Here is a 25239-nt window from a genome sequence, read left to right as displayed (position 1 = left end):
TCCGAGGGGTGGGGGCGGCCTGGCGTTCCGCCCGTCGGACGGGAGGGGTCAGGCGCCGGTGAAGCGGGGCCGCCGCTTCTCGGTGAAGGCGGCCAGGCCCTCGGCGGCGTCGGCGACGGTGGCGTGGGTCCGCAGGTGGTACGCGTCCTGCAGGCGCAGCCCGTACTCCACCGGCTGGCCCCAGCTGCGTTCGCGCAACTCCTTGAACAGGCCGACGGAGGCGGTGGGCAGGGCCGCGAACGACGCGGTGAGCACGGCGAGTTCGGCGTCGAGCTCGCCGGGCGCGCACAGCCGGTCGAACAGGCCCAGGCGCACGGCCTCCTCGCCCGCGACCATCCGTCCGGTCAGGTAGATCTCGGTGGCCCGGGCCGGTCCGGTGAGCCGGGACATCAGCACGATATTGCCGACGTGGCCGACCCCCGCCAGGCAACTGCCGATCGCCGCGTTGGAGTCCGCCAGCCGGTAGTCCGCCGCGCAGGCGATCTCGGCGCCCGCTCCCGCCGCGGCGCCGGTCAGCGCGACGACGACCGGCTTGGGCAGGTGGAGCATCGCCTCGCACACGCGCAGGTAGTGCGCGTCGGAGGTGAGCGGGTCGAAGGGGGCGTCGGCCCGGTCGCCGAGCCGCCAGCGCCGGACGCTGTCGACGTCGTCGCCGGCGCAGAAGGCCCCGCCGTTGCCGGTGAGGACCACGACACGCACGCTCGGGTCGTCGCCGGCGCACAGCAGCCCGAGCAGCAGGTGCCGGGAGAGACCCGCGGTCAGGCTGTTGCGACGGTGCGGCCGGTCCAGGGTGAGGGTGGCGACGCCACCGGACTGCCCGGCGCGCAGTGGGACGTCGCCGTCGCCGTCGACCCGGTCGGCGAAGGCGGCGAACGTCTGGGTGGCCGCGCCCGCCCATTCGCGTGCGGGCAGGGGGGTGTGCGGGCTCATGGGGTGGTCTCCCTGACCGGGTGGGCGAGGGTCGGCGCGGGGGTGCCGTTGATGTGGTCGGTCATGGCGTGCCGGGTGGCGGCCCGGCTCGCGGTGGGCTCGACGCGGATGACCGGTCCGACGCTGGCCCGTGCGGGGCGTTGCAGCAGCCAGTCCACGGTGTCGGCGATGTCGTCGGGGGTGAGGACGTCGTCGTCGGACACGCCGAGGTCGGCGGGGCGGGCGGCGAGCCGGGTGGCGACCCAGCCCGGGGCGATGGTGACCGCGCGGATGCCGTGGTCCCGGTTCTCCTCGTGGATGAGCTCGGTCAACCGGTTGAGGGCGTGCTTGCTGACGCCGTATCCGCCGGTGCCGGGGATGACCTCCGCACCCGCGCCCGAGCCGATGGTGACCACCCATCCGTAGCCGCGCTCGCGCATGCCGGGCAGCACGTGACGTGCGAGCAGGAACGGCACGGTGAGGTTCACCTGCAACTGCCGTTGCCAGTGCCGCTCCTCGCTCTCGTGGATGGGCGCCAGCCGGACGGTTCCCGCGCTGCACACGAGCAGGTCGACCGGGCCGAGGGCCCGCTCGGCCCCGGTCACGGCCCGTTCCGCGGCGCCGGGCTCGGCCAGGTCCATCGCCAGCGGCAGGGCGACGCCGCCCGCGGCGCGGACGCGGGCGGCGACCTCGTCCAGTTCCGCGGCGCGGCGCCCCACGAGTGCCACGGCGGTACCGCGCGCGGCGACCCGCTCGGCCACGGCCGCGCCGATCCCGGACGACGCGCCCGCGACGAGGGCGACCGCCGGGTACGTGGCGGTGCTCAACGGGTCGTTCACGCGGGCTCCTTGGGCGTGTGGCCGGGTCGCAGGGGGGCGATGTCGCCGAGTCCGAAGCCGCCGTCGACCCGCAGGACCGCGCCGGTGACCCGGGCGGCCGAGGGGTCGAGGAGATGGCCGCAGACCGCGGCGACCTCCTGCGGCAGGCCGACCCGTCCGGCCGGGATCCGGCTGATCCAGCCGCGCCGGTGGGCGGGACCGGCGGCGTCGCCCATCGGTGTCTCGATGATGCCCGGGGCGACGCAGTTGGCCCGGATGCCGTGGCGGGCCACCGACACCGCCAGGCAGCGCGTGTACTGGACCATCGCGGCCTTGCTGGCGCCGTAGTAGTCCAGACCCGCCACCGGGCTGAGCGTCGAGCTGACCGAGGCCACCGCGACCAGCGACCCGGGCACGCCGTCCTGGCGCCAACGGCTCGTCAGGTCCTCGGCGACGGCGATGTAGCTGTGCAGGTTGACCGCGAACGTGCGCCCGGCGGAGGCCGGGTCACCGCCGGGCGGGCTGAAGCCGAGGTGCCCGGCCGCGTACAGCAGTCCGGACACCCCGCCCGCGGCCTCCCAGGCGCGCTCCCCCAGCGTGGCGGCGTCGAGGGGATCGGCCAGGTCGCACCGCAGCGTCCAGGCCCGCCGGCCCAGCGCGGTGATCCGCGACGCCACGTCGTCCAGCGCCTCGGTGCGGCGCGCGGCCAGCACGAGGTCGGCGCCGCGTTCGGCAAGGTGCAGCGCGGCGGCGCGGCCGATGCCGCTGCTCGCGCCGGTGACGAGCACGCGGCGGCCGGCCGTGCCGGGTCCGGACACGGGCGTCGCCGGGGACGGCCGCGCCGGGGCGGGGGCCGCCGTTCCGTCGGCCAGCGCGGGGATCTGGCCGAGGCCCGCGCCGCCGTCGACGGGCACCGTCTCGCCGATCAGGTAGGAGCAGCCGGCGGACAGCAGGAAGCCCACGGTGCCGGCCACGTCGGCGGCGGTGGTGGCCCGGCGCTGCACGAGGTAGCGCAGCAGCCCGGCCTCGGCCGGGGCCGGCAGCGCGTGGCCGAGGGCCGGGGCGTAGCCGGTGCGGACGGTGTTGGCGGCGACGCCGTGCCGGGCCATGCCGGTGGCCAGGTGCTGCCACCAGGCCAGGTCGGCGGCGAGCCGGGCGTGCCGCTCGGGGTCGGTGCCGGTGTGGGTGCCGCTGCCGGCGTCGGTGACGAGCACCAGCCGCCCCCGGCCCGCGGTGGCCATCGCGTCGGCGGCGGCCAGCACGCGGGCCCGGTCGAGGCCGCGCGCGGCGTCCGCGCCATAGGCCTCCTCGCCGATCAGCAGCGCGCAGTAGGCACCGGGCGGGCCGGGGTGTTCGTACGGTGCCTCGGGCGCGTACCCGAGGGCGGCCAGGGCGCCGGACAGCGCGCCGGCCGCGGCGGGGCCGGCGCCGGAGGCGTCGAGGACGACACGGGCGCCGAACGGCGCACGCGGAGCGTCGTGCCCCGCGGCGGCCGTGGCGGGCAGTCCGGCCGTGCTGTGGACGTCGGTCATGGCAGGTCGCCGCCTTCGTGTTCCAGGAGCATGCTCGTCGCGTCGCCGCCGGCCCCGGAGGACAGCACGAGGGCGCTGTCGCCGGTGGTCGGCCGCCCGCCGGCGAGCACGGGGGTGCCCGGCAGGTGCCGGTAGGGGACGACGGTGTTGGCGCTGGGCGCGATCCGGCCGTGGTGCAGCATGAGCAGGCTGCCGAGCAGCTTCACCAGGCCACCGGTCCCGGCCACGTGCCCGAACACCGCTTCCTGGTTGGTCAGTACGAGCTCGCCGCGGTAGTCCGTCGCCTCCCGCGCCCAGGTCAGCGCCTGGCACAGGTGGTCCTCGACGAACCGGTTGCCGTCGGCGTAGTCGTTGACGAAGGCCACGTCGCCGGGCGTGCGGCCGGCCGAGGCGAGCACGGCGCGGATGTCGCGCACCACGTTGTCCGGGGGGCCGGTGGCCACCGTGGACGGGCCGTTGCTGCGGGAGCTGCGCAGGTGCGCCCGGTGCAGCAGTCCCGGTCGTGCGCCGGTGGCCGCGGGGTTCTCCAGGACGACGGCGACCGCGCCCTCGCCGGTGGCGTTGCCGGTCTGCGTCTCGTCGTGCGGCCGCACGTCGGAGGGGTCGTCGGACAGCGAGGAGGCGCGGTAGCCGCTGCGCCCGGTGTGGGCGGTCCCGGCGACGAAGACCGGGTCGACGGTCTGGTCGACCCCCACCACGACGGCTCTGTCGATGTCGCCGCAGCGGAACATCTGCTGGGTGACCTGGAGCGCCCGCAGCGCCACATTGCACGAGCCGGCCACGCTCAGCGTCTGGCAGGGCAGTTGGAGCGCGGAGGCCACCGTGCCGACGACGCTGGGCGGGGTGCCGGTCAGCCAGTAGTCCATGCCGATCGCGGGCATGCCCTTGGCCTGCGCGGTCGCGTAGTAGCGCTCGGACTCGGGGAACGCGAACTGCAATGACGCGGCGACGAGTGCCGTGCGGTCCGGGTCGAGGTCCGAGGCGGTGAGGCCGGCGTGGGCCAGCGCCTGGCGCACCGCGGCGGTGGCGAGCAGCCCGGCCCGGGAGGAGCGGCGCAGGGTCCGCTCCGGCAGCGGCAGCTCCGTCAGCGGGTTCCAGCCGTTCACGGTTCCGGCCAGCCGCAGCGGCAACTCGGGGTGCGCGTAGGGCGACAGGCAGCTGACGCCGTCGCGGATCAGGTCCCAGAAGGTGCCGAGGTCGGTGCAGGCGGTGCCGTACGGGCCGGGCAGGACCATCCCGGCACCGGCCAGCCGCAGCAGGGGCGGCGGCAGCGGTTCAGCAGACATCGGCACCGCCCAGCAGCAGGGCGCTGTTGACCCCGCCCACCTGGTAGTTGAAGCTGAGCGCCCGGGAGAAGCTCAGCGGCCGGGCAAGGGTGCCCGGCACCGGGTCGAAGGTGCACACCGGTGACGGGGTGCGGCAGTTGGCCGTCGGGCAGACCTGGCTCTCGCGCATCATCATCAGCGTCAGCGCCGCGCCCAGGTTCCCCAGCGGCGCGCCGCTGTGCCCGAAGCAGGCCTCCTGGGAGCTGAGCAGCACCTCGTGGGAGCGGTCGCCCCACAGCCGGCGCACCGCGTTGGCCTCGATGCGGGTGAACAACGGGTCGCCCTCGCCGCCTCCGTTGACGTACGGCACCTGGTCGAGCGAGGTGTGGTCGCCCAGGCTGCGGCGGGCCGCCTCGGCGAGCCCGATGCCCTCGGTGTCGATGGCGACGGCGCTGCCGAGGCCGCCGCGGGTGGTGGCCTGTCCGAGCAGCGCCCCGTGTGCCCGGGCGCCGCGGGCCGCGGCGTGCTCCCGGCTCTCCAGGACCAGGGTCACCGAGCCGTCGCCGTAGTTCATGCAGTCCCCGGCCGCGTCGTAGGGGCGCATCGGGCGGTCGTGGCGGGGGTCGGCCGGCGGATCGCTGTTGTGCCGTACGGTGACCCCCTCGCGCTCGACGACCTCGCGCAACCGGTGCCCGTGCAGGACCCGTTCGGTGTCGAAGCGGTCGACCCCGGTGACCACGACCAGGTCGGCCGAGCCGTCGGCGATCATCATGCGGGCCAGGCCGAGCAGCACCGACGAGGAGGCGCAGCCGCAGCTGACCGTGAAGGACGCCCCGGTGCTGGCGAGCAGCGCGGCCTGCACCGGCCCGACGTCGCTGGAGGTGCCGGCCACGACCAGGCGGACGAAGAGCGACTTGGCGTCGGCCGGACCGATCGTCGCGGGGTCCGCGTCGTGCCAGGCGCGGTAGCTGTCGTAGTTGCTGTCGACACCGGCCCGGGCGGTCAGCACGGCGGCGTGCCGCAGGTCCCCCGCGCGGTGGTCGAGTCCGGCGTCCGCGCAGGCCTCGGCGAGCGAGACCAGCCCGTACAGGTGGACATCGGCGTAGCTGCGCAGGTAGCGGGTGGGCATCTCCGGCAGGAGTTCGGTGAACGCCTCCCGGGCGCCGCGGACGACGCCGTGGTGGAAGCCGTCTCGTTCCACGTGGCTGGTGCCCGTGGACGCGGTCTCCCAGACCTGCTTGCCGGTGCGCACCGGCTCCTCCCCCGCGCCGGGCAGGCAGAAGCCCCAGCCGGTGACGAGGGTGTCGCGCGGGCCCGGCGCGAAGGGCCGGGCGGGCGGGCCGGACAGGCGTCCGGCCTCCGTCGTGCGGTACGTGTCGTTCACAGCGCGCCCGCGTCCACGTTGACCGCCTGCCCGGTCATGCCGCCGGACAGGTCGGAGAGCATGAACAGCACCTGGGTGGCGACCTCCTCGGGGCGGACCAGGCGGCGCAGGATGGTGCTGCCGACGGCGCGCCGCAGGTACCGCTCCCAGGTCAGGTCGGGCGGTCCGTGGTGCTTGGCGACGGCGGCCATGAAGGCGTCGCCGTAGCGGTCGCCGTCGGTGGCGGCCGGGCTGTCGGTGAGGCCCGGGCACACCGCGTTGACGCGGATCCCGAAGGCGCCGAGCTCGGCGGCGAGCGCCTGCGTCATCCCGTTCAGGCCGAACTTCGCCGCGCAGTAGGAGGTGTTGGCGGGCAGTCCGCGCTTGCCCGCGACGGACGAGACCATGACGACGCCGCCCCTGCGGCGCTCCATCATCCCCGGCACGACCGCGCGGGCGACGCGGAAGGCGCCCACGAGGTTGCTGTCGAGGGTGGCCGTCCACTGCGCCTCGTCCTGGTCGCACAGGAACGCCTGGTTGCGGGCCTCGCCCGCGCAGTGCACCAACTGGTCGATCGGGCCGAGGGCTTCCTCCGCCGCCCGGACCGCGGACCGTACGCCCTCGGCGTCGGTGAGATCGGCGGGCACGGCCACGGCCCGGCCGCCGGCGGCCTCGATGTCCTCCGCCAGCAGGCGCAGTTGCTTCTCGCTGCGGGCCAGGAGCGCGACCTGGGAGCCGTGGGCGGCGAGCGCCGCCGCCAGGACGGCGCCGATGCCGCTGCTGGCGCCGGTCACCAGGGTCGTCCGGCCCGCCAGCAGGGTGGGTGCGAAGCCGCTGATCATGCTGTGTCCTCCACCGTCGTCGGGTGCGTCGTGGGCGTGGCTGCGGGCTGCCGGGCGGCGGTCGCGGGGGGCGGGACCCGGGCGGGCAGTCCGCCGCCGTCGACCTCCAGCACCGTGCCGGTGAGCGAGGGGTTGTCCGCGGCGAAGACGACGGCGTCTGCCACGTCCTGCTCGTCGCACCAGCGGCCCAGCGGCACGTGGCGGAGCAGGTCGTCCATGTACGCGGCGTGCCGGGGGCTGGCCGCGGTGCGGCGGCGCAGCGCCTCGCCGTCGAGCACGCCCGGTGCCACGGCGACCACGCGGATGCCGTACTCCCCCAGTTCGACGGCCCAGGTCCTGGTCAGGGACTCCACGCCCGCCTTGGCCGCGCAGTACGCCGACTGCCCGTAGGCGCCGTGCCGGACGGTCGAGGAGATGTTGACCACGACGCCCTGCGTCCCGGCGGCCAGCATCGCCTGGGCCGCGTGGCGGCCGACGAGGAAGGTGCCGGTCAGCAGCAGCCGCACCGTGTCCTCGAAGTCGGCCAGCGGGTGCGGTGACAGCAGGGGCGTACCGTCCCCGCCGTCCCGGACGCTGACCAGCCGGCGGGAGAAGTTGTGTCCCGCGTTGTTGACGCACAGGGCGAGCGGCGGCGCGTCCTCGGCGAGCCGGGCGAACAGGGCGGCCACCGACGCCTCGTCGGTGACGTCGGCGGGTACGGCGTGCAGGGTCAGGCCGTCCCGCGCGGCCTGCTTCACGCACAACTCCAGGCTGTCCCGGTCGCGTCCGCAGATCACGGTGTGCCGGCCCTCGGCCGCCAGGCGGCGGGCGACGGCGGCACCGAGTCCGCGGCTGCCGCCGGTCACCAGGGCGGTACCGCGGGCGCCTCGGCCGATGCGGTTCGTGTCAGACACGGAAGAGCAGACCTCCGTAGTACCAGCCCGAGCCGACGGCCGGGGTGTAGCACAGGTCGCCCGGGCGCAGCCGCCCGTCGCGGGACATCTCCGACAGCACGATCGGCACCGAGGCGCTGCCGGTGTTGGCGCGCGTCTCGTAGTTGGTGACGAACCGCTCCTCGGGTATGCCGAGCCGCTCGCGGACCGCGGTGTGCAGCTGGCCGGTGCCCGGGTGCGGGACCACCCAGTCGATCTCGTCCATCGTGATGCCCGACCGTGCCAGCACGCGCTCCGCGAGGTCGGCGTGCGAGTCGGCGGCGACCTTGATCAGATCGGCCTGGCTCTTGATCCATCCGTTCGGCGGGTAGACCGTGACCGTCTCCCGGGCCGATCCGTCACTGATCACCATCGAGTCCCACAGGCCTCCGTCGCCGCCGGCGGCGGTGTCCCGCGTCAGTACGGCGGCGCCGGCCGCGTCACCCACGATGAGCTCGCCCTTGCTGCCCGGGCGCACCCGGCGCGAGAAGCGCTCGCTGGACATCACCACGGCGGTGCGCCAGTGCGGATGCGTGGCGAGCATCGCCGACGCGGTCTGCACCCCGTGGACGAAGCCGACGCAGGCCGCGCACACGTCGAAGGCCAGGGCGCGCCGGGCACCGAGCAGCCGCGCCGCCTCCGGGCCCCACTCGGGCACGAACTGCCGGTCGGTCCAGTTGCTGAAGACCAGCAGGTCGACCTCGCCGGCATCCTTGCCGGCCTGTTCCAGAGCGTCCTGGGCGGCCCGCACCCCCATGTACGGCGGCGTCTCCTCGTCGTCGGCGACGTGCCGGCCGCGCACGTCGAGGCGGCCGATGACGGCCGCGTCCACCGCGTTGCCGCCGCCCCCGTCCGCGTCGTCCATCGCGTTCTCCACGCGGTGGCGCGGGTAGTAGTGCCCGTACCCGGCCAGGCGCAGGCCGCTGCCGCGCCACAGGGGGATCTCGTCGTCCATGCCTCGTCCTTCGGGGGGATCGGATGTCTCAGCCGGTCACGCCTGACCGAGCGCTCACGGGTGGCGCAGCAGCATGGCGCCCCAGCTGTAGCCGCGGCCGATGCCGATGGTGACGATCAGGTCGCCCGAGCGGATCTTCCCGGCGCGGACGTTCTCGGAGAGGCAGCTCGGGATGGACACACTGGAGGTGTTGCCCCGGTGCTGGATGTTGGTGAGCACCTTCTCGCGCGGGATGTCCAGCGTGGCGCACACCTGGTTGATCATGTTCAGGTTGCCCTGGTGGGGCACGAACCAGTCCACGTCGGCGACCGTGAGACCGTTGCGCTCCAGGATCTCCCGGCCGACCTGCGACAGCAGTTGCGGCCCGACCTCGCCGACCTGACGGCCGCGCATGACCATCTTGTCGTTGTCGTCGATGTCGAACGCGTCGAAGTACGAGCCGTCCGCGTGCAGCGCGACGTCCAGCAGACCCGGCGCCTGGGTGTCGGCGGACCAGACGGCGGCCGCGGAGCCCGCGCCGAACAGCACCGAGTAGCGGTAGTCGAAGTTGAGGATCGGGCGCGGGTTCTCGGCGCAGACCACCAGGGCGTTGCGCATGCCGAGCGCGGGCAGCATCGAGGCGGCCACGGCGGTGCCGTACATGAAGCCGGCGCAGGCGACGGAGGTCACGTCGAAGCAGGTGGCGTGCCGCAGGCCGGCCTGGCGCTGCAACGGCAGCGAGATGTCCATGTAGTTGTTGGTCGCGCTGGACGGGTTGGTCCGCGGCCGGGTGGTGGAGGTGGTGCCGATGACCAGGTCGATGTCGTCGGGTTCCAGACCGGCGTCGGCCAGCGCGGCGTCGACGGCCAGCGCGGCCATCTCGACCGCGCGCTCCTTCTCGTCGCCCGGCCAGTGGCGGCTGACCACCCCGGTGTTCTCGCGGATCCACGCGTCGTCGATGCCGAGGGCGTCGATCCGCTCGAAGTGCTCGTTGGTGATGGGCTCGCCGGGGAAGTAGTGACCGATGCCGGCCAGCCGGACGGGCGCGATGGCCGTCGGCGGCAGCGGACGGCGGAGTACGGAGTCGTGCTCGATGGCGGTCATCGGTAGTGGCCTTCCGGGTCCATGCTGCGCAGCAGCGTGAGTTCTTCGGTGGTGACGGCCTTCTCGTCCACGAGGCGGTCGCCGACGCCGCCGGCGGCCGTGGGGTCCTCGGGTCCGGGGAAGGACCAGCCGGTCAGTTCGAGGACCGCGCGGGCGGGTGTGTCCGGCGGCTCCGCGGCCCCGCGGCCGGGCACCGGCGGCAGCCAGGTGGTCAGCCGGAAGGGGGTGCCGGGGCCGGGCCGGCTGAAGCGGCCGAACTGGCTGACCACGTCGCGCACCCGCTCGCCGGGACTGGTGAGGTGGGCGAGCCGGGGTACGTACCGTCGCGGTGAGGCGGCCGCGACGACGACGCAGTCCACCGTCGAGGCGATGTCGTTGGCGCCGCCGGAGCCGGTGATCCACCGGCCGTCCGGCAGCAGGGTGGTGTTGATGTTGCCGTCGGCGTCGAGTTCGGCGGCCGACAGTACGCCCAGGCAGCGGGGGTTGGCGGCGACGGCGGCGCCCAGGGTCTCGGCCACCCCGGCGAGCATCCGGGACCGTTCGGCGTGCCGCTGGCTGAAGAGGAAGACGTCGCCCGGCTCGGGGGCCATCTGCTGCAGGCCGAGTTCGGCGACCGCGTCGACGGTGATGCCCCGGTCGGCGAGCAGGCGGACGGCCAGCCATGCCGCCATGTGCGAGGTGCCGATCCCGGCGAGCAGCGTGTCGTAGCCGCGCTCCTCGACCAGGTCGGCGACCGCGCGGGCGGCGAGCACGATCAACTGCTCCTGCTCGGTGGGAGGTGTGGCGGCCTCCGGCGCCGTGGCGCGCCCCTCCGCTGCCGGCGTCGTCGCCGCGGTGGGCGGGTACGCGAGGGAGCCGCGGCGGCCGGCGCCGAGCCGTTCCAGGTACTCCTCGTGGCCGCTGACGCCGCCCACCCAGGTGTCGTACCAGTCGGCCGCCGTGGCGGGGGCCTTGCAGGCGTTCACGATGTCGGTCAGGAAGGCGTAGTCGTCCAGGTAGCCGCTCACGCCCGCCAGGCCGCCGGTGCGCAGGGACTGCGGGTGTGCGCCGAGCGGTGCCTCGCACAGACCGAGCACCCGGCGGGCCGGGATCACCACCCGGTCCGGCATAGCGGCCACCACCTCGTCGTCCACGATCGCCTCGACCGAGGCCAGGACGCCCTCGGTCGCGGCGTACGCGGCCCAGGCGCCCTCTCCCAGCGGAGGAACGGCGACAACGTTGCCGTGCCGGTCGGCGCAGACCCCGTGGAAGAGGGTGAGGTCCGGCCGCAGCGGGCTCAGCAGGGTCACCGTGCGGTCCGGGTCCTCCGGGTGGGCCACCACGTGCAGGACGCCCTCCTTGCCGTGCCGCAGGTCGGTCTGCGCCAGTTGCGAACCGGTCGTGGCGAACGGCTGCCCGAGCGCGGCGGCCATCAGGCGCTGCGTGTAGCCGAGCAGCGACCACAGCTCGATCTCGAAGGGCTCGCCCGCGGCCAGGTCCCGGTAGAGCCGGTTGGGCCGGGGCGACGGATACGTGTCGCCGACGAAGCCGGTGATCACCTTGCGTACCGCGCCGGACAGCGCGAGCGCGTGCGCGTTGGAGTGCACGGCGGTGGTGCTCACGGTGAGGCTGCCGCTGCCCGCGAAGACCCGGCAGACCGCGTTCAGCAGGGCGTTGGGCCGGGACATGGTCGCGGCGGCGTGCACGTGCGCGCCCTCCCGGACGAAGCGCCGCACCAGGTCGTCGGGGTCGGCCGCCAGGTACGGCCCGGCCGCGGTCACACCCGCTCCAGGGCGATCACGGACGTCTGGCTGCCGAAGGCGAACGACAGGGACACCGCGAGGTCGAACTCGGCGTCCCGCGGGCCCTCGGCGACATGGTCGTACGCGCACTCGGGGTCAGGCGTCGTGTGGTTCGCGGTGCGCGCCAGCCGCTGGTGACGGAGCATCAGCGATGTCGCCGCGACGTTGATGATCCCCGCCATGCCGAAGGTGTGGCCGTAGACGGGCTTGTTGGACCCGTGCGGCGGCAGGTCCTCGTCGGCGTGCCGGGGCAGCAGCCGGCGCAGCGCCCGGCTCTCGGCGATGTCGTTGTAGCGGGTGGCGGTGCCGTGGCCGCAGACGTAGCCCAGTTCCTCGGGCTTGCGCCCGACCTCGTCGAGCAGCCCGGAGACGACCGACGCCGTGACGTCGCCGACCAGGTCCATGCTCGTCGCGTGGTGCGCCTCGTTCAGCGCGCGGTGGCCGAGGACGCGGGCGTAGATCCGGGCCCCGCGCTCGCGGGCCGAGGACTCCCGCTCCAGGCAGAGCGTCATCGCGCCCTCGCCCAGGGCGAAACCGCGCCGGTCGCGGTCGTACGGCCGAACGGCGGTGGCCGGGTCCTCGCTCTCCGGCGAGAGCACGCCGTCGCCCAGCGCCCGGTAGCAGCGGGCGACCTCAGGGACGATGGGGAACTCGTGGCCGCCGGCCAGCACCACGTCGGCGGCGCCGGAGCGCAGTTCGCGCAGGGCGAGGCCGATCGCGTGGTGGCCGCCCACGCAGGCGCTGCTGATCGTGGTGACCAGGCCGCGCGCCCCGACGTCGATGGCCGCCAGCGTGGCCGGGCAGCCGGCCAGCCCGCGGAACATGCCGGTGCCCTTGCCCTGGTACGGGTCCGTGCCGGGCTCGGCGTGCATCGCCTCGCGCCACCAGGAGAGGGGGCCGCGGGAGGACGACTGGACGATGCTCAGCCGCTCGGGGGCGACCTCGCCGCGCGCCAGCCCGGCGTCGTCCAGCGCGTCGCGGACGGCGGCCATCGTCGCGAGGATCTCGCGGTTGTACTTGGCGGCGTGCGCCTCGGGCAGCCCCGGCAGCCGCGTCAGGTGGTCGAACGGCCCCAGCTGCGCGGCGGCGTGGACGGGCAGGCCCGCGGCGGCGAACTCGGGCCGGTCCAGCCCGGTCACCTGGGAGGTACCGGTCTCGATGTGGCTCCAGAAGACCTCGGCGTCCGGCGTACCGGGCAGCGCACACCCGATGCCGGTCAGTACGACGGAGTCGGAAGGGTCGGGGACGGAAGCTGTCCTGCTGTCCATGCGACGAAGCTATGGCCGGCCCCGACGGCGGCGGAATTGCCGCCGGGTACTCTCAGGTCCCCCTCACCCATGACCCCGGGTACCCATCGGGCGAAGCCCGCCACCCGGGGGGCACCGGGCCGCCACCTCCGTGTCACGGCGAGTCCGCGCGCCCCTCCGGGGGCATCAGCGGTGCACGCGCATGCCGTCCGCGGGACACGGCGGGACCGCGGACGCGGCGACGCCTCATGCGCCGGCTTGCTGGGGGCGGCGCCGACCGGGGGTCCGGATGCGGGTCACGCCCTCGTCCCGTCCCCGCCGCGACGGCGCCCGCCCCGGACGGACACGCTCGGCACCTGCGCGAGCACGGGGCGAGGAGCCCAGCCGTCGGCCTCGGGCCGGACGCCCCCTGCCGCCCAGCAGTGGCGGCCCTCCGTCGCCGGCGCGGACGCACGGTTCACGTGCCCCCACTCCCGCTGCAACCGAACGCCCGACGGCCGACGGCACGGCACCCGCGGTGCCCTCCCCACCGCGACGGCACCGCACCCGCACGGACGGCTGCAGCACCCGCACAGGCACAGGGCCAGAGGGCCGGCCGCCCGCCACCGGTTGCCGATGCCCCCGTCGCGAACGCGACCGCGCAGTCCGACCACCGGAATTCCGTGGCGGCGCACACCCGCAGCCCGGCGTCCACGAAGGAACGGGTGAGGCGGTCAGCGCACGGCCGCCCGCTGTGCGGGCCAGGGCCCGGAGAGCGGTCCCTGGCGCAGCGGCGCCGCCATCCGGTCGGACGGGCGCGGCGCCCGCGCAGGCCCGGGGCAACGGGGCACCCGCCGGCCGCCGGCTGGGCGACCGCCGCCGCACCCTCCGTGGCGGGCCCGGTCGCCGGCGCGGCCCGCACGGTCCGGTCATCGGCATCCCGCGGCAGCGCACGCCCGCCGCCCGGCGGCACGACGCCGAGGGGATCCGATGAGCCGGGTCAGTCGTCGGCCGCCGGCTGGGCGATCGCCGCCGCCCACCAGTGGCCGTCCTCGGTCGCGAGCGCGGACGTACGGTCCAGGTGTCCGGAGTCACGGAGCAGGCGCACGCCCGCGGTCAGGAGGTCCGCGCGCTGGCCCGCGATGCGGGTGGCCAGGTCACGTCCGGCCGCCACCGCGGTGCCGTCGGGGACGACGAACTCCACGGCCCCGAGCCGGCCCAGTTCGGCGCCGGTGACCCGCAGGCCGGGCACCAGGAGGAGGCGCGCCGCCGTGCCGCGTCCGGCCCTGCGGATCAGCGAGTGCACCGCGCCGCCGCCGGGCACCGCGCCGACCTCGAGTTCCGGCAGGCCGAACTGCGCGCCTTCGCCGGTCACCACGAGATCGCACGCGAGCGCGAACTCCAGGCCACCGCCCAGGGCGTAGCCCTCCACGGCGGCGATCAACGGGAACGGCGCCTGGTGCAATGACTGGAGCACCGAGCGGAAGTGGCGGCGCCGCACCGCCCGCCGTGACAGGTCACGCCAGTCCGGCTCCCGCGTGTCGGCGCCGCTGGAGAACGTGCCGGCCGCGCCGGTCAGCAGCAGCGCGCGCGGCGCACGATCCGCCGGGGCAGCGGCGAAGCCGCCCAGGACGTTCGCCAGTTCGGCCAGCAGCCCCGTCGACAGCGCGTTGCGCACCCGGGGCCGGTTGAACGTGACGGTGACGACCGCGCCGTCGTCCTCGATCAGCAGTTCCGCGGCTTCCGACATGTCCCCCGTCACCCTGCCTCGATCAACTGGAACAGTTCCTTGCGCCCCGAGACGCCCACCTTGCGGAAGACCCGGCTGGCGTAGTTCTTCACCGTCTGGCGGGTGAGGACGAGTTCGTCGGCGATCTCCTCGTTGGAGCGCCTGCGCAGCAGCAGCGCGAGCACCTGCTCCTCCCGGCCGCTCAGCTGCCACCTCGATCGCGGCGCGTCCCCGCCGGGCCCGGACCGCTCGGGGCCGGGCCGGTCCTCGTCCCCCAGGTACCAGAAGGTGCCGCCGCCGAAGACGTCGTGGAGCGCCTTGACGATGACCTCCGGCGGGCACGACTCGTGCACAAAGCCGGCGACCCCGCTGCGGATGCACTCCACGACGAGGCGTGGCGTGTTGTCCCGGCTGTAGAGCACCACCCGGGTCCCGCTCCGGCGCATCAGGGTGTCCCGCCACCTGGGCCACTGCTCGTGCTCCACCAGCATCACGTCGGGACGGCCCGGAGGGAGGTCGTGCGCGGTCCGGAAGGCCGGTAAATCCCCGAGCACGGTGATGCCCGCGTCGTCTTGGAAGAGGTCCAGGAGCGCTTTCCTGATCAGAGGAGAAGAATGCAGGACGAACAGGGTCAGTCCAACCGCTTGCGCCATACCAGGGTCCCCACCCTCCGGTGCTGCCGGACCACATCCGGCTCGTTGTCACTGGCTACGTCCTCGATCCGGCGTACACCGTGGCCACGCGTGCGGGAGCGACGCCTCTCCTCCGTTCCAGGGCAGCCCGGGGCACGCCCGCCGTGCACGGGGACCCGTCCCGTCACGGCCGGCGAAACGCGCTCTCGGGAATCCTCGCCACGCAGGGCGAAAACCCCCGGCACAACAGCCACGTTGCTGCCGGTATTCATCTTCCCGGAGGACCCGGCGACGGCCCGGAGCGCCCGCGTTAAGCTTCGATGACCTTTCCCACCCGACGGCTCGGTAACTATTAACCGGAGCCGATCGTGTGGTCGGGAACACGCCCGCCGGACGCGCTCGAAGCGCCGGGACCTGGCCACATCACCCCGCCTCTGCTGTATACGGTCGCGACTTCCGCATCCCTCGGCGGGAGTTCACGGCCAGCAATCACTGGCACGAATACCCGCCGGCCGGGATCCGGAGCCGCGCCGCGGAATGGCCGGAATACGGCATGTCCGCGATATCGAATACCGCTGGGCGGCACGGGTACAACGTTGGAAAACCCGCGAACACCCACGGCATTCGGCTGAATTGATGCCGTAGTCGCCGGAACCAGACATGCGCGGCCACGGGAGCCGGCGCAACAACCCCCGTACATCCGCGGACGACACCGGCAAGCACCATGTCATGTGATGTCACCTTTTCCGTACCGCCGCACACCGATCCCGCCGCACCATGCCCGGCCATGGGGCCGCCCCGCCCCGGGGAGTCGGGCCGTACACCAACGACCACCGCCGAAGCAGGACGCGTCACAGGATGTTCACATCCCGCATCCCCGATGATCACCCAGGGCGGGGCGCCACGACACCGAGGGCACATCGACTGAGGCCTGACCCTGACCATCAGCACGGAAAGAAGTCAGCCAGTGCCCCTCCCTCTTGACTCCGTCGTCGCGCGGCCGCGTGCCGCGGCCCGGCGCGGTGCCGTCGTCCTGGCCTTGGCCACGGCGCTCAGCATCGGCGCCGGGATGATGACGACCGCCCAGGCGCTCACCCCCGAGCACCTGATGTCGGCGTCCGTCGACGCGCCGAAGCCCGCCGGTTCCGTTCAGGGACTGATCCCGAGCACCCCTGGCCAGTCCATCGTCACGCGCGAGGACCGCACGCCGATCGCGCCCGGGCTGAACCTCACCCGTTTCGACCGCTTCGAGGCGGACGGATGGGTGCGCGGGCAGGTGCTCGTCGCGGACCTCGCCGACGACCGGGTCAAGGTGGACTACATCTCCTCGGGCACCGTCACGGGCAAGGCCCCGGTGACCGAGCAGGCCAAGCACACGGGCGCGGTTGCCGCGATCAACGGCGACTACTTCGACATGAACGACACCGAGGCCCCGGTCGGCGGCGCCGTCTCGCGGGACGGCGGCCTGATCAACTCGCCGACCGAGGGCCGCAGCCAGACGGTCGCCATCGGCGCCGACGGTCTCGGCCGGCTCGCCCAGGTGTTCCTGGAGGGCGAGGTCACGGTCGGCGGTACCCAGCACCTGAAGCTGGCCAGCGTCAACTCCCCGGTCCTGGTGGCCGGCGGCATCGGTCTGTTCACCGACCAGTGGGGCCCGTCCCCGCGCACCAAGCCCGTGAGCGGCGCGAGCCGGGTCGCCGAGGTCTGGCTGCGCGACGGCAAGGTCACCGAGGTGCACACCTCCGTCAGCAGTGGCCCCATACCGGCCGGCACCAGCGTGCTGCTCGGCCGTGAGGCGGGCGCCGACGCGCTGGCCGGCCTCGTGCCCGGTGACTCCGTGAACGTCGCCTACCACCCGCGCGCCGACTTCGGCGACGTGGCGGTCGCCGTCGGCGGCGGCCAGGTCCTGGTCGCGGACGGCGCGGTGAAGCACTACACCGACGGCGACACCGTCACCGCCACCTCGCGCACCAGCGTGGGCTTCTCCGCCGACGGCCGCACCATGTACCTGGTCGCGATCGACGGCAAGCAGACCAACAGCCGCGGCATGGACCTCAACGAGCTCGGCGCCTTCATGAAGGGCCTCGGTGCCGTCAACGCCCTCAACATGGACGGCGGCGGCTCCACCACCATGGCCGCCCGGCTGCCCGGCGAGAGCGTGACGGGCCTGATCAACAGCCCCTCGGACGGCTCGGAGCGCCAGGTCGCCAACGGCCTCGGCCTGTTCGCCGCCCCCGGTTCCGGTGAGGCCCGCGGCTTCCGCGTCCTGCCCGCCATGACGGCGGACGGTTCCGACAAGGTCTTCCCCGACCTGCACCGCACCCTCAAGGCCCTGGCGCACGACGAGACGTACGCGCCCGCGGCCACGCCGCGCGTGCACTGGCGGGACGACTCCCTCGCCGCGGTCAAGGGCGGCGACGACAACATCGCCGTCGTCACCGGCAAGCACTCCGGCACCAGCGAGATCGAGGCCACCGCCAGCCACGGCGTGAGCGGCACGACGAAGCTGACCGTGCTCGCGCCCGCCGTGCGGATCACCCCGAGCAGCAGCCTCGTGGCGCTCGACGGTCTGGACGACTCGTCCCGCCTGACGATCACCGGCTACGACGCCCTGGGCGACTCCGCCCCGATCGAGGCCTCCGACATCAAGGTCACCGGCGGCGACGGCGTGGTCTCGCTGACGCCCGCGAGCGACGCGACCTTCACCGTGCGCGGCCTGGCCGACGGCGCCTCCACCACCCTGCACCTGACGGTCGGGAAGATGACCACCGACGTGGCCGTCACCGTCGGCCTGGCGGAGAAGACCTTCGCGGACCTGTCCGACGCGGCCGCCTGGACCTCGGCGAACGACCGCGCCCCCGGTGGCTCGGTCACCCCGGCCGACGGCCACGACGGCGCGCCCGGCCTGGCCCTCACGTACGACTTCACCAAGTCGACCGCCACCCGCGGCCAGTACGCCGTGCCGCCGCAGCAGATCCAGCTGCCCGGCCAGCCGCAGGCCGTCACCATGTGGATCAACGGCGACGGCAACGGCGAGTGGCCGCGGCTGCAGTACCGCACGGGCGCGGGCGTGACCGCCAACCTCGACGGCCCCTTGATCACCTGGACCGGCTGGCGCAAGGTCGAGTTCCCGGTGCCCGTCGGCACCCCCTACCCGATCACCTTCCAGCGGGTCCGGCTGCTGGAGACCAGCGCCGCCCGCTCGTACACCGGCAAGGTGACCGTCAGCGACCTGCGGGTCAAGGTCGCCCCGGACGTGGAGCTGCCCGTGCAGCCGAAGGTCGCCGACCCCGTGGTGGTGACCAACGGCACCGTCGACGGCCGTCCGCTGCGCGTCGCCGTCATGTCCGACGCCCAGTTCGTCGCGCGTGACCCCAACAGCCCGCTGGTGGAGGCGGCCCGCCGGACGCTGGCCGAGATCGCCCAGGCCAAGCCCGACATGCTGGTCATCGACGGCGACTTCGTCGACGAGGGCTCGCCGGCCGACTTCAAGCTGGCCCGCACCCTCCTCGACGAGTTCGACGCCCGCACCGGCGGCACGATCCCGTGGCACTACGTCCCCGGCAACCACGAGGTCATGGGCCCCGGAACGCCCGTCAACTTCAAGGCGGAGTTCGGCGACACCACGTCGGTCTTCGACTCCGAGGGCACCCGCTTCATCACCCTGGACTCCTCCAGCGGCACCCTGCGGGGCGGCGGCTTCGCCCAGCTCCAGCTGCTGCACGACCAGCTCGCGGCCGCGGCCACGGACAGCTCCGTCAGCGGCGTCGTGGTGTTCGAGCACCACCCCACCGAGGACCCGCTGCCGGACAAGGCCAGCCAGCTCGGCGACCGCAAGGAGGCCGCGCTCGTCGAGCAGTGGCTCGCCGACTTCCGGGCCGACGGGCACAAGTCCGCCGCGTTCGTCGGCGGTCACGTGGGCGCGTTCTCCGCGTCCTCGATCGACGGCGTCTCCTACCTGGTCAACGGCAACTCCGGGAAGAACCCGGCCAGCACGCCCGACAACGGCGGCTTCACCGGCTGGACGATGCTGGGCATCGACCCGACGAAGGGGAAGGTCCCGGACGCGTTCGCCGTCCCCACGCGTGACTCCGACGCCTGGCTGCGCGCCGAGGTGCACGTCCGCACGGACGCGGTGGACCTCACCGCGCCGGGCACGCTCACGGTCGGCGACCGGGCCGAGGCGTCGGCGACGATCACACAGGACGGCACGCGTGTCGTCCCGGTCGCCTGGCCCGTCAGTGCCTCGTGGACCGGCTCCCGTGTCGAGATCGCCGGCCGCACCGAGGGCGGCTCCGCGGTCGTCTCCTACGACCCGGCCACCGGCGACCTCACCGCGCTCCGCGCCGGCACCGCGGTGCTCCGCGTCACCGTCAACGGCATGACCACCGAGCGCACCATCACGGTGGGCCGCCGCTGATCCCCGTCCCGGCGACGCTCTGCCGCCCGCCGCTCTCGCCCCGCTCAACGGCGCGAGAGCGGCGGGCGGTGCCGTGTGATCCCGAAGTCCACACTGTCATGCACCCGTCACATATTGGTCTCGACCTTGGCCTGAACCGCGTTGTCCGCCGTACCCGGCTCCGCCAAGCTGATCCGGCGTCAACCGCGCAGAGCTCTCTGCGCCCACAGGGGAGGGTCATTTGATGAGACGCAGGATGATCGCGCTCGCGGCGGCGACGACCGCACTGGCCGGGCTGTTCCTCGCCCCGGCACCTTCGGCGTCCGCGGCTGCCACGTCGTGCTACGGCAGCGCCAAGGCCATCAACGGTACCGACGACAACGGCCACTGGCCGTCCGGCGGCTCCACGTACACCACGTCCAACTGCAATGACATCAACGTCAAGATCACCCGCACCATCGATGTACAGACATGTTTCGCGCCCTCCAGCGGCGGCTACTACTGCAACGACTGGCGCACCGTCTACGCCAACACCTGGGGGCTGGCCGCCACCGATGTGAACGACGGCACCCGGTTCTGGCTCCTGTTCACCAGCACTGACGTGCACGGAGTCGCCGCGTACTGACCGCCCGCCCGGCTCCGGCGCCGCCAGCGCGCGCCGGAGCCAGGCGCCCGAAGCACGCCTCTACCCGTCCCGGCCCTGCCAGGTCGTCACGCAGGCCTCGTTGCCCTCCGTGTCGGCCAGCACCCAGAAGGACGGGGCGCGGCCCGCGGACACGAGCCGGCCCCCGGCCGCCAGCGCCGCCTCGATCCGCCGGGCCGCCTCGTCGTGCGGAAGGCTGATGTCGAGGTGGATGCGATTGCGCTGCGGGCGCGGCGCGTCCATCTGCTGGAACCAGACGGCCGGCCCCTGCCCGACCGGGTCGACCAGCGCATCCTCGGGACCGTCGGCCCCCGCCTCGTCGGTGTAGCCGAGCACCGCCTTCCAGAACGGCCGGATCCCGGCGATGTCCAGCGCGTCGATCGCGATCTCCAGGAGCTGCACCGATCGCGGTGCCCCCGCACCGACGTCGGGACCCGTCGCGAATCCGGCCGCACGCAGCGCGGCGGTGATGCGGCGTGCGAGGTCGACGTCCCGCGGGGTGACCGCCGCATGCGCCGTCGACTGCAGGGCGAGCAGCACCCGCCCGGGGCGGACGTCGACCCGCAGATGAAGGTCGGCGTCGTCGCCGCACACCGCGACGGCCTCCGCCGCCAGCCCGGCCCCGCGGGCCATCGACCCGGCGGGGACCGACGTCTGCAACGTGCCCAACACGTACCGCCACCCGAGGTCGTTGACAGCGTCCGAGGCTTCCTGCCGGCTCAGTTTCCGCTCCATGCGGGCATCCTCGCAGCCGGCGAGGCACCGGGGGCCGCACCGGCCGGGTTCGCCACGTCGCGCGGGACCACCGGGCGGCTCCGCGGTGGACGGTGTCGGGGCAGGTGACGGCCGCCTACACGTTGACGGGCGTCGTGTGCTGGACGCCGGGACGCGGAACGATGCCACCCGCGTCCCCGCCCGCGGCGGCTGGGATGGGGCCGGTCCCAGTGCGGTCGAGGGCGGTCTCCTGGAGACCGCCCTCGACCGTGCTGCAACGCTGCGGCCGCACTGCGATCAGTGCCACGGTCGAGCGATCACCAACCAAGGAAGATCGGGCTTGACGCCCTGTAAAGGGTCAGCGTCCCGTGACCGTGTGCCGGTCCTTCGTGCGCTGGACCAGCTCACGCAAGGCGGCCATTGGCTTCCCTTCGGCTTCGCCGGCCGCGATACAGGCCATCAGGTGGGCTTGGTCCTGTGCGTTGACCTTGCCGCCGTGGTGGTAGCGGTTGAATGCCTGGAGGTCGAGCGGGAGCATCGCGTTCTCCCATGCCGCGAGGGATGCGGTCAGCGTGGCGTCGGTCGTCTCTGCCGCTGCCTGTCGGCCCAGTTCGCCGTGGTAGCCCAGCGCTTGGATTTCCCTCACCGCGGCGAGGGCGAGGTCCCACACCTCCGTGTGCTGGTGGAGGTCCTTCAGGGGGACCCAGTCCACGAGTTCACAGGCGGCGAGCACGGCGAGCATGGGGTTGGAGTTCACCGCCAGTTGCCCTGCGGGAGCGACAATGCAGCTGGAGACACCGCTGGCGTTGTAGATCTCCGTGAAGGAGTTCGCCACCTCCGGCGCACTGTCGTCGACGATCATGCCGGGACCGAAGCGGTCGGCGTAGGCGATGTCCGCCTGAGCCAGCAGCTCGGGATCGGTGGAGGAATCCCCGGGCAGGGTCAACGCGTGCGTCGGGTAGCTGTGTATTTGGGCGTAAGCGCTGGTTACCTGGTTACTGGGCAGACCGGTGATCCGAAGGAACCAATTGCGCAGGCCGAAGAAGACCGTTCCGAGGACGATCTTGGTGTCCGTGCCGTGCACTGCTTCGCCGAGCTGTACCACCATGGACCGAGCCGAATCGCTCTGTAGCGCGGCGCCGTCGAGGGTCACGAGGATGTAGTCGTAGCCGGCGCCCGTCACCTCCGACGGGCTGGTGATGTACGAGAATCCCGTGAACTCCCTGAGCTGGTTGTCGTCGTGGCTGTAGAGGATCTGGGGGCGATCCAGGTCCGCCCTCCGATGTGGACGGATGAGGAAGGTGATGTCGGCTCCCCCGAGACCGAGGTGGTAGCCGGCGACGACACCCATGGATCCGGCACCGATGATGAGGATGCGGGGCTTGCGTTGAGTGCTCACGTACTCTTCCCTTGCGATGGTGTTCTGCTGATCTTCTTCATCTGCAACACGGCCCCGATGTGCAGCAGGACCTGCCGGATGCCGTCGACCGTGGCGAACCTCCCCGAGGCACCGGGGATCCTCCCGGGGTTCCGCGCTCAGCCGAAGAACCGGTCGAACCGCTCGCCGGTGGCCTCCGGGTTGTCGAACCCGTAGGCATGCGAGGCGTCCGGGATGACATCGGACTCCACCTGCTCGGCGACCTGCCGCACCCCTGCGAGCAGTTGCTCCCGGAAGTAGCCGTGGTCGCCGTTCAGTGCCAGGACCGGCATGGGGAGCTTGGCCGTGAAGTCCGCGCGGTTGGCCTTGCCGTCGTCGATCATCCAGCTGTAGTGCTGGAAGCCGCCGCGGATACCGAGCGGGCCCGTGTAGTACGGCAGGTAGTGGGTGGCGCCGAAAGCCTCGGCGTCGGTACGTACCGAGGTCAGGCGATAATAGGGACTCAGGAACGCTTCCTCTTTGCCTTGCGTGAGGAATGTGGCGAGGTCGACCTGTGCATGGAATCCGAAGGTCCAGGCCCCGCCCGTGGCGGGATTCATCATCTCCTCGAGACCGAATCCCGGGATCAGGGTCTCGGACAGCACCAGTCGGCGCACCTCGCCCGGATGACGTGACGCGTAGGCATAGGCCACCATGCCGCCGACGTCCATTCCCACGAGGTTGATCGGCCCGAGTTCGAGGCGCTGCACGATCTGGCGTATGTCTTCTGCAACGTTGGCCTTGGCGAAAGTCCCGGTCTCGGCGGGATCCGAGGCTCCCATACCGCGTAGATCCGACGCCAGGACCGTGTATCCCCGCGAGGCCAGCAGTGGCATCACTTCGCGCCACACCGCCCAGGTGAAGGGAAAACCGTGAACAAGTACGACGGCGGGTCCCTCCCCGCCGATCACGTAGTGAATGCGCGTCCCGTTCACGTCCGCGTACTGGTGGGTGAAGCCATCCAGCCCGTCCACGGCGCTCTCGGGTGCCGGGCGGCTCACGGCAGTGGTCGTCATCTCAGCCTCCAGAAGGTCGATGGGGCTCAGGCTAAACATTGGAGTACGCTCCAAAGTCAAGCGAGCGATCCACGTAAGGCGGAAGCGCCACGACGGCACCCGGTGGGCGGTACGCCCACCCGCTACGATCTGTGAGCGAAAGCGCCCACGTGAAGGGAATGGGAATCCGATGCTGATCGGAGAATTTGCCAGGAAGGCCGGAGTGTCGACCGACACGATCCGGTTCTACGAGAAGCTCGGATTCTTCTCACGGAACCGAAAGGGAAACGGCTACAGAATATATTCCGAACAAGACCTCGAGATGGCGGATCTGATCTCGTCCGGAAAATCCATCGGCTACTCACTGCGCGAGATCCTCGACTTCACCAAAGAGCTCTCGGACGGCCCCGTGGATCACGCGAGAGCTCAGGCCAGCCTGCAGGACAAACTCGAAATAATTGACGCCAGAATCGCTTCACTGAGAGGCACGAAGAAACTCATCAAACAACAGATCGAACACTGTCGCGCGGTTGAAGCCGCCGAGAAACTCACTGCCTTGTGATGCTCAATCTGTGATGTCGTCATGGCGGTGCGGAGGTGAGCCCGGTTCCGGTGAGGCAGCCGTCGAGGACGTGGTGCGTTCCGCATCGGTGCGTTGCTGCTCCCCGGTCACCGTCCCCGCCGTCCCCGCCGTCCCGGGATGCGACCGGCCGGTCTTCGCCGGGGGCAGCAGACCTTCCCCGGAGTGAACGGGAATTCCAGCCAGAATTCGGGAACGAGCATGACCGACACTTTTCCATCCCGCGAGGAGTGGACCGCCGGGGGCAGTCGCCGGCCCCTCCCCGGATTCCCGCATGTGATCTTCGTACGGCAGGACGGTCCCGTATCCGGCCATCCCGTGACGCTGCTGCACGGGTTCCCCACTTCCTCGCACGACTGGGCCGCCGTCGTGCCTTGCCTCGTGGCTGCCGGGTGCCGTGTGACGACCGCAGACTTCCTCGGTCTCGGTGAGAGCGACAAACCGGCTTCCCATGACTATTCGGTTTTCGAGCAGGCCGACCTCGTCGAAGCCGTCTGGCGGCTCACCGGCCGTGAGGCGACTGCCCTGGTCGCCCACGACTACGGGGTGTCCGTCGCGCAGGAACTGCTGGCCCGGGAACCCGCCAGGGTGACTTCCATGACGTGGCTCAACGGAGGCATCTGGCCGGACCTGCACCATCCGATCCTCGAACAGAAACTCCTCTCCAGCCCAGGCGGTGAAGAGGTAGCGCGCCATGTGGACGAGGAAAAGTTCACCGCGGCCGTCAACCGCCTCATCGGCGAACGGCCTCTGCCGGCTGACCTGCTGCACGACATGTGGCTCGGAGCACGTTCCCGCGACGGCTTGAGGATCCTGCCGTCGCTTCTGAACTACATGCGGGAACGCAGGGAGAACGGCACCCGCTGGACCGGGACACTGCGCACCTACGAGGGCGAACAGCGCTTCATCTGGGGACCGGCCGACCCCGTCAGCGGCGCACACGTGATTCCCCGTATCCGCGAAGTCGTACCCCACGCGGCGCTGACCGTACTGGACAAGGCTCCGGCCGTCGGCCACTTCCCCCAGGTGGAAGCGCCCGAAGTCGTCGGCCCGCTCCTCGCCGACTCGCTGGGACGCCGCGCCTGAGCGTGTCTCGACCGTGGACTGCCCCGTCGAGGGTGCGCCCGCCGCACGGTGGAACCCAGGACACATCTGATGACACTCGTCGCGGCGATCATCATGTGCCCGAGGGCGTGCCCGTGAGCGGCTCCGCGCGGGTGCGCCAGGCGATGCCGACCGTAACGGCTCACCAGAACAGGCAGTTCGGGTCGGCCCATGAGGTGCTGGTCGCCACCAGGTAGGCGATCTCCGCGGTAAGGAATTGGGGCAGGCCGAAGGCAACCCGTCGGCGGTTGCGTCCTTGGAAGTGGTGTAGCGGGGTGGACCTGATCCGGGGGTTTGCTCCGGCGTACGGGTTGGTGCCCGCATAGACAAACGGCCACCGG

22 protein-coding genes are annotated in these 25239 nt (G+C 72.7%); 4 read left to right on the top strand and 18 right to left on the bottom strand.

The genetic code is table 11. The features are described 5' to 3' along the window. Positions 1-48: 48 nt before the first annotated feature. The 13 genes from ACFYXS_RS04000 to ACFYXS_RS03940 all read right to left on the bottom strand — a co-directional run bounded on the left by ACFYXS_RS04000 (position 49) and on the right by ACFYXS_RS03940 (position 15067). Complete coding sequence (locus ACFYXS_RS04000; protein WP_389243585.1) at positions 49-930, bottom strand: enoyl-CoA hydratase-related protein; 882 nt, start codon at positions 928-930, stop codon at positions 49-51. Then, positions 927-1748 carry an SDR family oxidoreductase gene (locus ACFYXS_RS03995; RefSeq protein ID WP_389243583.1) on the bottom strand — a complete coding sequence of 274 codons (822 nt, stop codon included), beginning with the start codon at positions 1746-1748 and terminating at the stop codon, positions 927-929. The genes ACFYXS_RS04000 and ACFYXS_RS03995 overlap by 4 nt, the downstream gene beginning before the upstream one ends. Further along, positions 1745-3259, bottom strand: a complete 1515-nt coding sequence (locus ACFYXS_RS03990; protein ID WP_389243581.1) for an SDR family NAD(P)-dependent oxidoreductase — start codon at positions 3257-3259, stop codon at positions 1745-1747. The genes ACFYXS_RS03995 and ACFYXS_RS03990 overlap by 4 nt, the downstream gene beginning before the upstream one ends. After that, a complete protein-coding gene (locus ACFYXS_RS03985) occupies positions 3256-4545 on the bottom strand; it encodes a beta-ketoacyl synthase (protein WP_389243579.1) in 1290 nt (429 codons plus the stop codon). The genes ACFYXS_RS03990 and ACFYXS_RS03985 overlap by 4 nt, the downstream gene beginning before the upstream one ends. Beyond that, a complete protein-coding gene (locus tag ACFYXS_RS03980; RefSeq protein WP_389243577.1) occupies positions 4535-5908 on the bottom strand; it encodes a beta-ketoacyl synthase N-terminal-like domain-containing protein in 1374 nt (457 codons plus the stop codon). Before ACFYXS_RS03980 ends, ACFYXS_RS03985 begins: the two co-directional genes overlap by 11 nt. Continuing rightward, on the bottom strand, positions 5905-6729 hold the full coding sequence (locus tag ACFYXS_RS03975; RefSeq protein WP_389243574.1) for an SDR family NAD(P)-dependent oxidoreductase: 825 nt from the start codon (positions 6727-6729) through the stop codon (positions 5905-5907). The genes ACFYXS_RS03980 and ACFYXS_RS03975 overlap by 4 nt, the downstream gene beginning before the upstream one ends. After that, entirely contained in the window at positions 6726-7622 is an 897-nt protein-coding gene (locus ACFYXS_RS03970) for an SDR family NAD(P)-dependent oxidoreductase (protein ID WP_389243572.1), read from the bottom strand. The genes ACFYXS_RS03975 and ACFYXS_RS03970 overlap by 4 nt, the downstream gene beginning before the upstream one ends. Then, positions 7615-8595, bottom strand: coding sequence for a ketoacyl-ACP synthase III (locus ACFYXS_RS03965; protein ID WP_389243570.1), 981 nt, complete (start codon positions 8593-8595; stop codon positions 7615-7617). Before ACFYXS_RS03965 ends, ACFYXS_RS03970 begins: the two co-directional genes overlap by 8 nt. 54 nt (positions 8596-8649) lie before the next feature. Further along, complete coding sequence (locus ACFYXS_RS03960; RefSeq protein WP_389243568.1) at positions 8650-9678, bottom strand: ketoacyl-ACP synthase III; 1029 nt, start codon at positions 9676-9678, stop codon at positions 8650-8652. Further along, positions 9675-11438: a CoA-transferase gene (locus ACFYXS_RS03955; RefSeq protein ID WP_389243565.1), complete on the bottom strand. Its 1764-nt coding sequence runs from the start codon at positions 11436-11438 to the stop codon at positions 9675-9677. The genes ACFYXS_RS03960 and ACFYXS_RS03955 overlap by 4 nt, the downstream gene beginning before the upstream one ends. Further along, positions 11435-12727: a beta-ketoacyl-[acyl-carrier-protein] synthase family protein gene (locus ACFYXS_RS03950; RefSeq protein ID WP_389243563.1), complete on the bottom strand. Its 1293-nt coding sequence runs from the start codon at positions 12725-12727 to the stop codon at positions 11435-11437. The genes ACFYXS_RS03955 and ACFYXS_RS03950 overlap by 4 nt, the downstream gene beginning before the upstream one ends. A gap of 958 nt (positions 12728-13685) precedes the next feature. Then, entirely contained in the window at positions 13686-14435 is a 750-nt protein-coding gene (locus tag ACFYXS_RS03945; protein WP_389243561.1) for an enoyl-CoA hydratase/isomerase family protein, read from the bottom strand. Positions 14436-14443: 8 nt separating this feature from the next. After that, positions 14444-15067, bottom strand: a complete 624-nt coding sequence (locus tag ACFYXS_RS03940) for a LuxR C-terminal-related transcriptional regulator (RefSeq protein ID WP_389243559.1) — start codon at positions 15065-15067, stop codon at positions 14444-14446. 946 nt (positions 15068-16013) lie between these two features. Here ACFYXS_RS03940 and ACFYXS_RS03935 point away from each other — a divergent pair. Next, positions 16014-19466, top strand: coding sequence for a phosphodiester glycosidase family protein (locus ACFYXS_RS03935; RefSeq protein ID WP_389243557.1), 3453 nt, complete (start codon positions 16014-16016; stop codon positions 19464-19466). A gap of 223 nt (positions 19467-19689) precedes the next feature. Further along, positions 19690-20070 carry a hypothetical protein gene (locus ACFYXS_RS03930; RefSeq protein ID WP_389243555.1) on the top strand — a complete coding sequence of 127 codons (381 nt, stop codon included), beginning with the start codon at positions 19690-19692 and terminating at the stop codon, positions 20068-20070. Positions 20071-20130: 60 nt separating this feature from the next. Here ACFYXS_RS03930 and ACFYXS_RS03925 read toward each other — a convergent pair whose 3' ends face one another. The 4 genes from ACFYXS_RS03925 to ACFYXS_RS03910 form a co-directional block, all read right to left on the bottom strand. Then, entirely contained in the window at positions 20131-20823 is a 693-nt protein-coding gene (locus ACFYXS_RS03925; RefSeq protein WP_389243553.1) for a VOC family protein, read from the bottom strand. A 115-nt stretch (positions 20824-20938) separates the two neighbouring features. Continuing rightward, positions 20939-21109: a hypothetical protein gene (locus ACFYXS_RS03920; protein WP_389243551.1), complete on the bottom strand. Its 171-nt coding sequence runs from the start codon at positions 21107-21109 to the stop codon at positions 20939-20941. Positions 21110-21160: 51 nt separating this feature from the next. Then, positions 21161-22201, bottom strand: coding sequence for a ketopantoate reductase family protein (locus tag ACFYXS_RS03915; RefSeq protein WP_389243549.1), 1041 nt, complete (start codon positions 22199-22201; stop codon positions 21161-21163). Between the two features lie 137 nt (positions 22202-22338). Next, entirely contained in the window at positions 22339-23235 is an 897-nt protein-coding gene (locus ACFYXS_RS03910) for an alpha/beta fold hydrolase (RefSeq protein ID WP_389243547.1), read from the bottom strand. A 169-nt stretch (positions 23236-23404) separates the two neighbouring features. Here ACFYXS_RS03910 and ACFYXS_RS03905 point away from each other — a divergent pair, with 169 nt between their 5' ends. Together ACFYXS_RS03905 and ACFYXS_RS03900 are read left to right on the top strand one after the other, a co-directional pair. Next, a complete protein-coding gene (locus ACFYXS_RS03905; RefSeq protein WP_389243545.1) occupies positions 23405-23776 on the top strand; it encodes a MerR family transcriptional regulator in 372 nt (123 codons plus the stop codon). A 219-nt stretch (positions 23777-23995) separates the two neighbouring features. Continuing rightward, positions 23996-24880: an alpha/beta fold hydrolase gene (locus ACFYXS_RS03900; protein ID WP_389243543.1), complete on the top strand. Its 885-nt coding sequence runs from the start codon at positions 23996-23998 to the stop codon at positions 24878-24880. 160 nt (positions 24881-25040) lie between these two features. Here the strand turns inward: ACFYXS_RS03900 and ACFYXS_RS03895 are convergent. Next, on the bottom strand, positions 25041-25239 hold a 199-nt coding region (locus ACFYXS_RS03895), incomplete at its 5' end, for a hypothetical protein (RefSeq protein WP_389243541.1).

This window comes from Streptomyces sp. NPDC002574 (genome assembly GCF_042889545.1).
Lineage (GTDB): Bacteria > Actinomycetota > Actinomycetes > Streptomycetales > Streptomycetaceae > Actinacidiphila.
Note: the sequence above shows the minus strand (reverse complement) of the source record. Positions and strands in the feature narration are given on the sequence as shown.

Coding starts and splice junctions, on each gene's coding strand:
- ACFYXS_RS03950 (WP_389243563.1), bottom strand. CDS start 12,727: ATGGACAGCAGGACAGCTTCCGTCCCCGACCCTTCCGACTCCGTCGTA.
- ACFYXS_RS03960 (WP_389243568.1), bottom strand. CDS start 9,678: ATGACCGCCATCGAGCACGACTCCGTACTCCGCCGTCCGCTGCCGCCG.
- ACFYXS_RS03990 (WP_389243581.1), bottom strand. CDS start 3,259: ATGACCGACGTCCACAGCACGGCCGGACTGCCCGCCACGGCCGCCGCG.
- ACFYXS_RS03910 (WP_389243547.1), bottom strand. CDS start 23,235: ATGACGACCACTGCCGTGAGCCGCCCGGCACCCGAGAGCGCCGTGGAC.
- ACFYXS_RS03945 (WP_389243561.1), bottom strand. CDS start 14,435: ATGTCGGAAGCCGCGGAACTGCTGATCGAGGACGACGGCGCGGTCGTC.
- ACFYXS_RS03975 (WP_389243574.1), bottom strand. CDS start 6,729: ATGATCAGCGGCTTCGCACCCACCCTGCTGGCGGGCCGGACGACCCTG.
- ACFYXS_RS03985 (WP_389243579.1), bottom strand. CDS start 4,545: ATGTCTGCTGAACCGCTGCCGCCGCCCCTGCTGCGGCTGGCCGGTGCC.
- ACFYXS_RS04000 (WP_389243585.1), bottom strand. CDS start 930: ATGAGCCCGCACACCCCCCTGCCCGCACGCGAATGGGCGGGCGCGGCC.
- ACFYXS_RS03940 (WP_389243559.1), bottom strand. CDS start 15,067: ATGGCGCAAGCGGTTGGACTGACCCTGTTCGTCCTGCATTCTTCTCCT.
- ACFYXS_RS03905 (WP_389243545.1), top strand. CDS start 23,405: ATGCTGATCGGAGAATTTGCCAGGAAGGCCGGAGTGTCGACCGACACG.
- ACFYXS_RS03965 (WP_389243570.1), bottom strand. CDS start 8,595: ATGGACGACGAGATCCCCCTGTGGCGCGGCAGCGGCCTGCGCCTGGCC.
- ACFYXS_RS03900 (WP_389243543.1), top strand. CDS start 23,996: ATGACCGACACTTTTCCATCCCGCGAGGAGTGGACCGCCGGGGGCAGT.
- ACFYXS_RS03930 (WP_389243555.1), top strand. CDS start 19,690: ATGAGACGCAGGATGATCGCGCTCGCGGCGGCGACGACCGCACTGGCC.
- ACFYXS_RS03925 (WP_389243553.1), bottom strand. CDS start 20,823: ATGGAGCGGAAACTGAGCCGGCAGGAAGCCTCGGACGCTGTCAACGAC.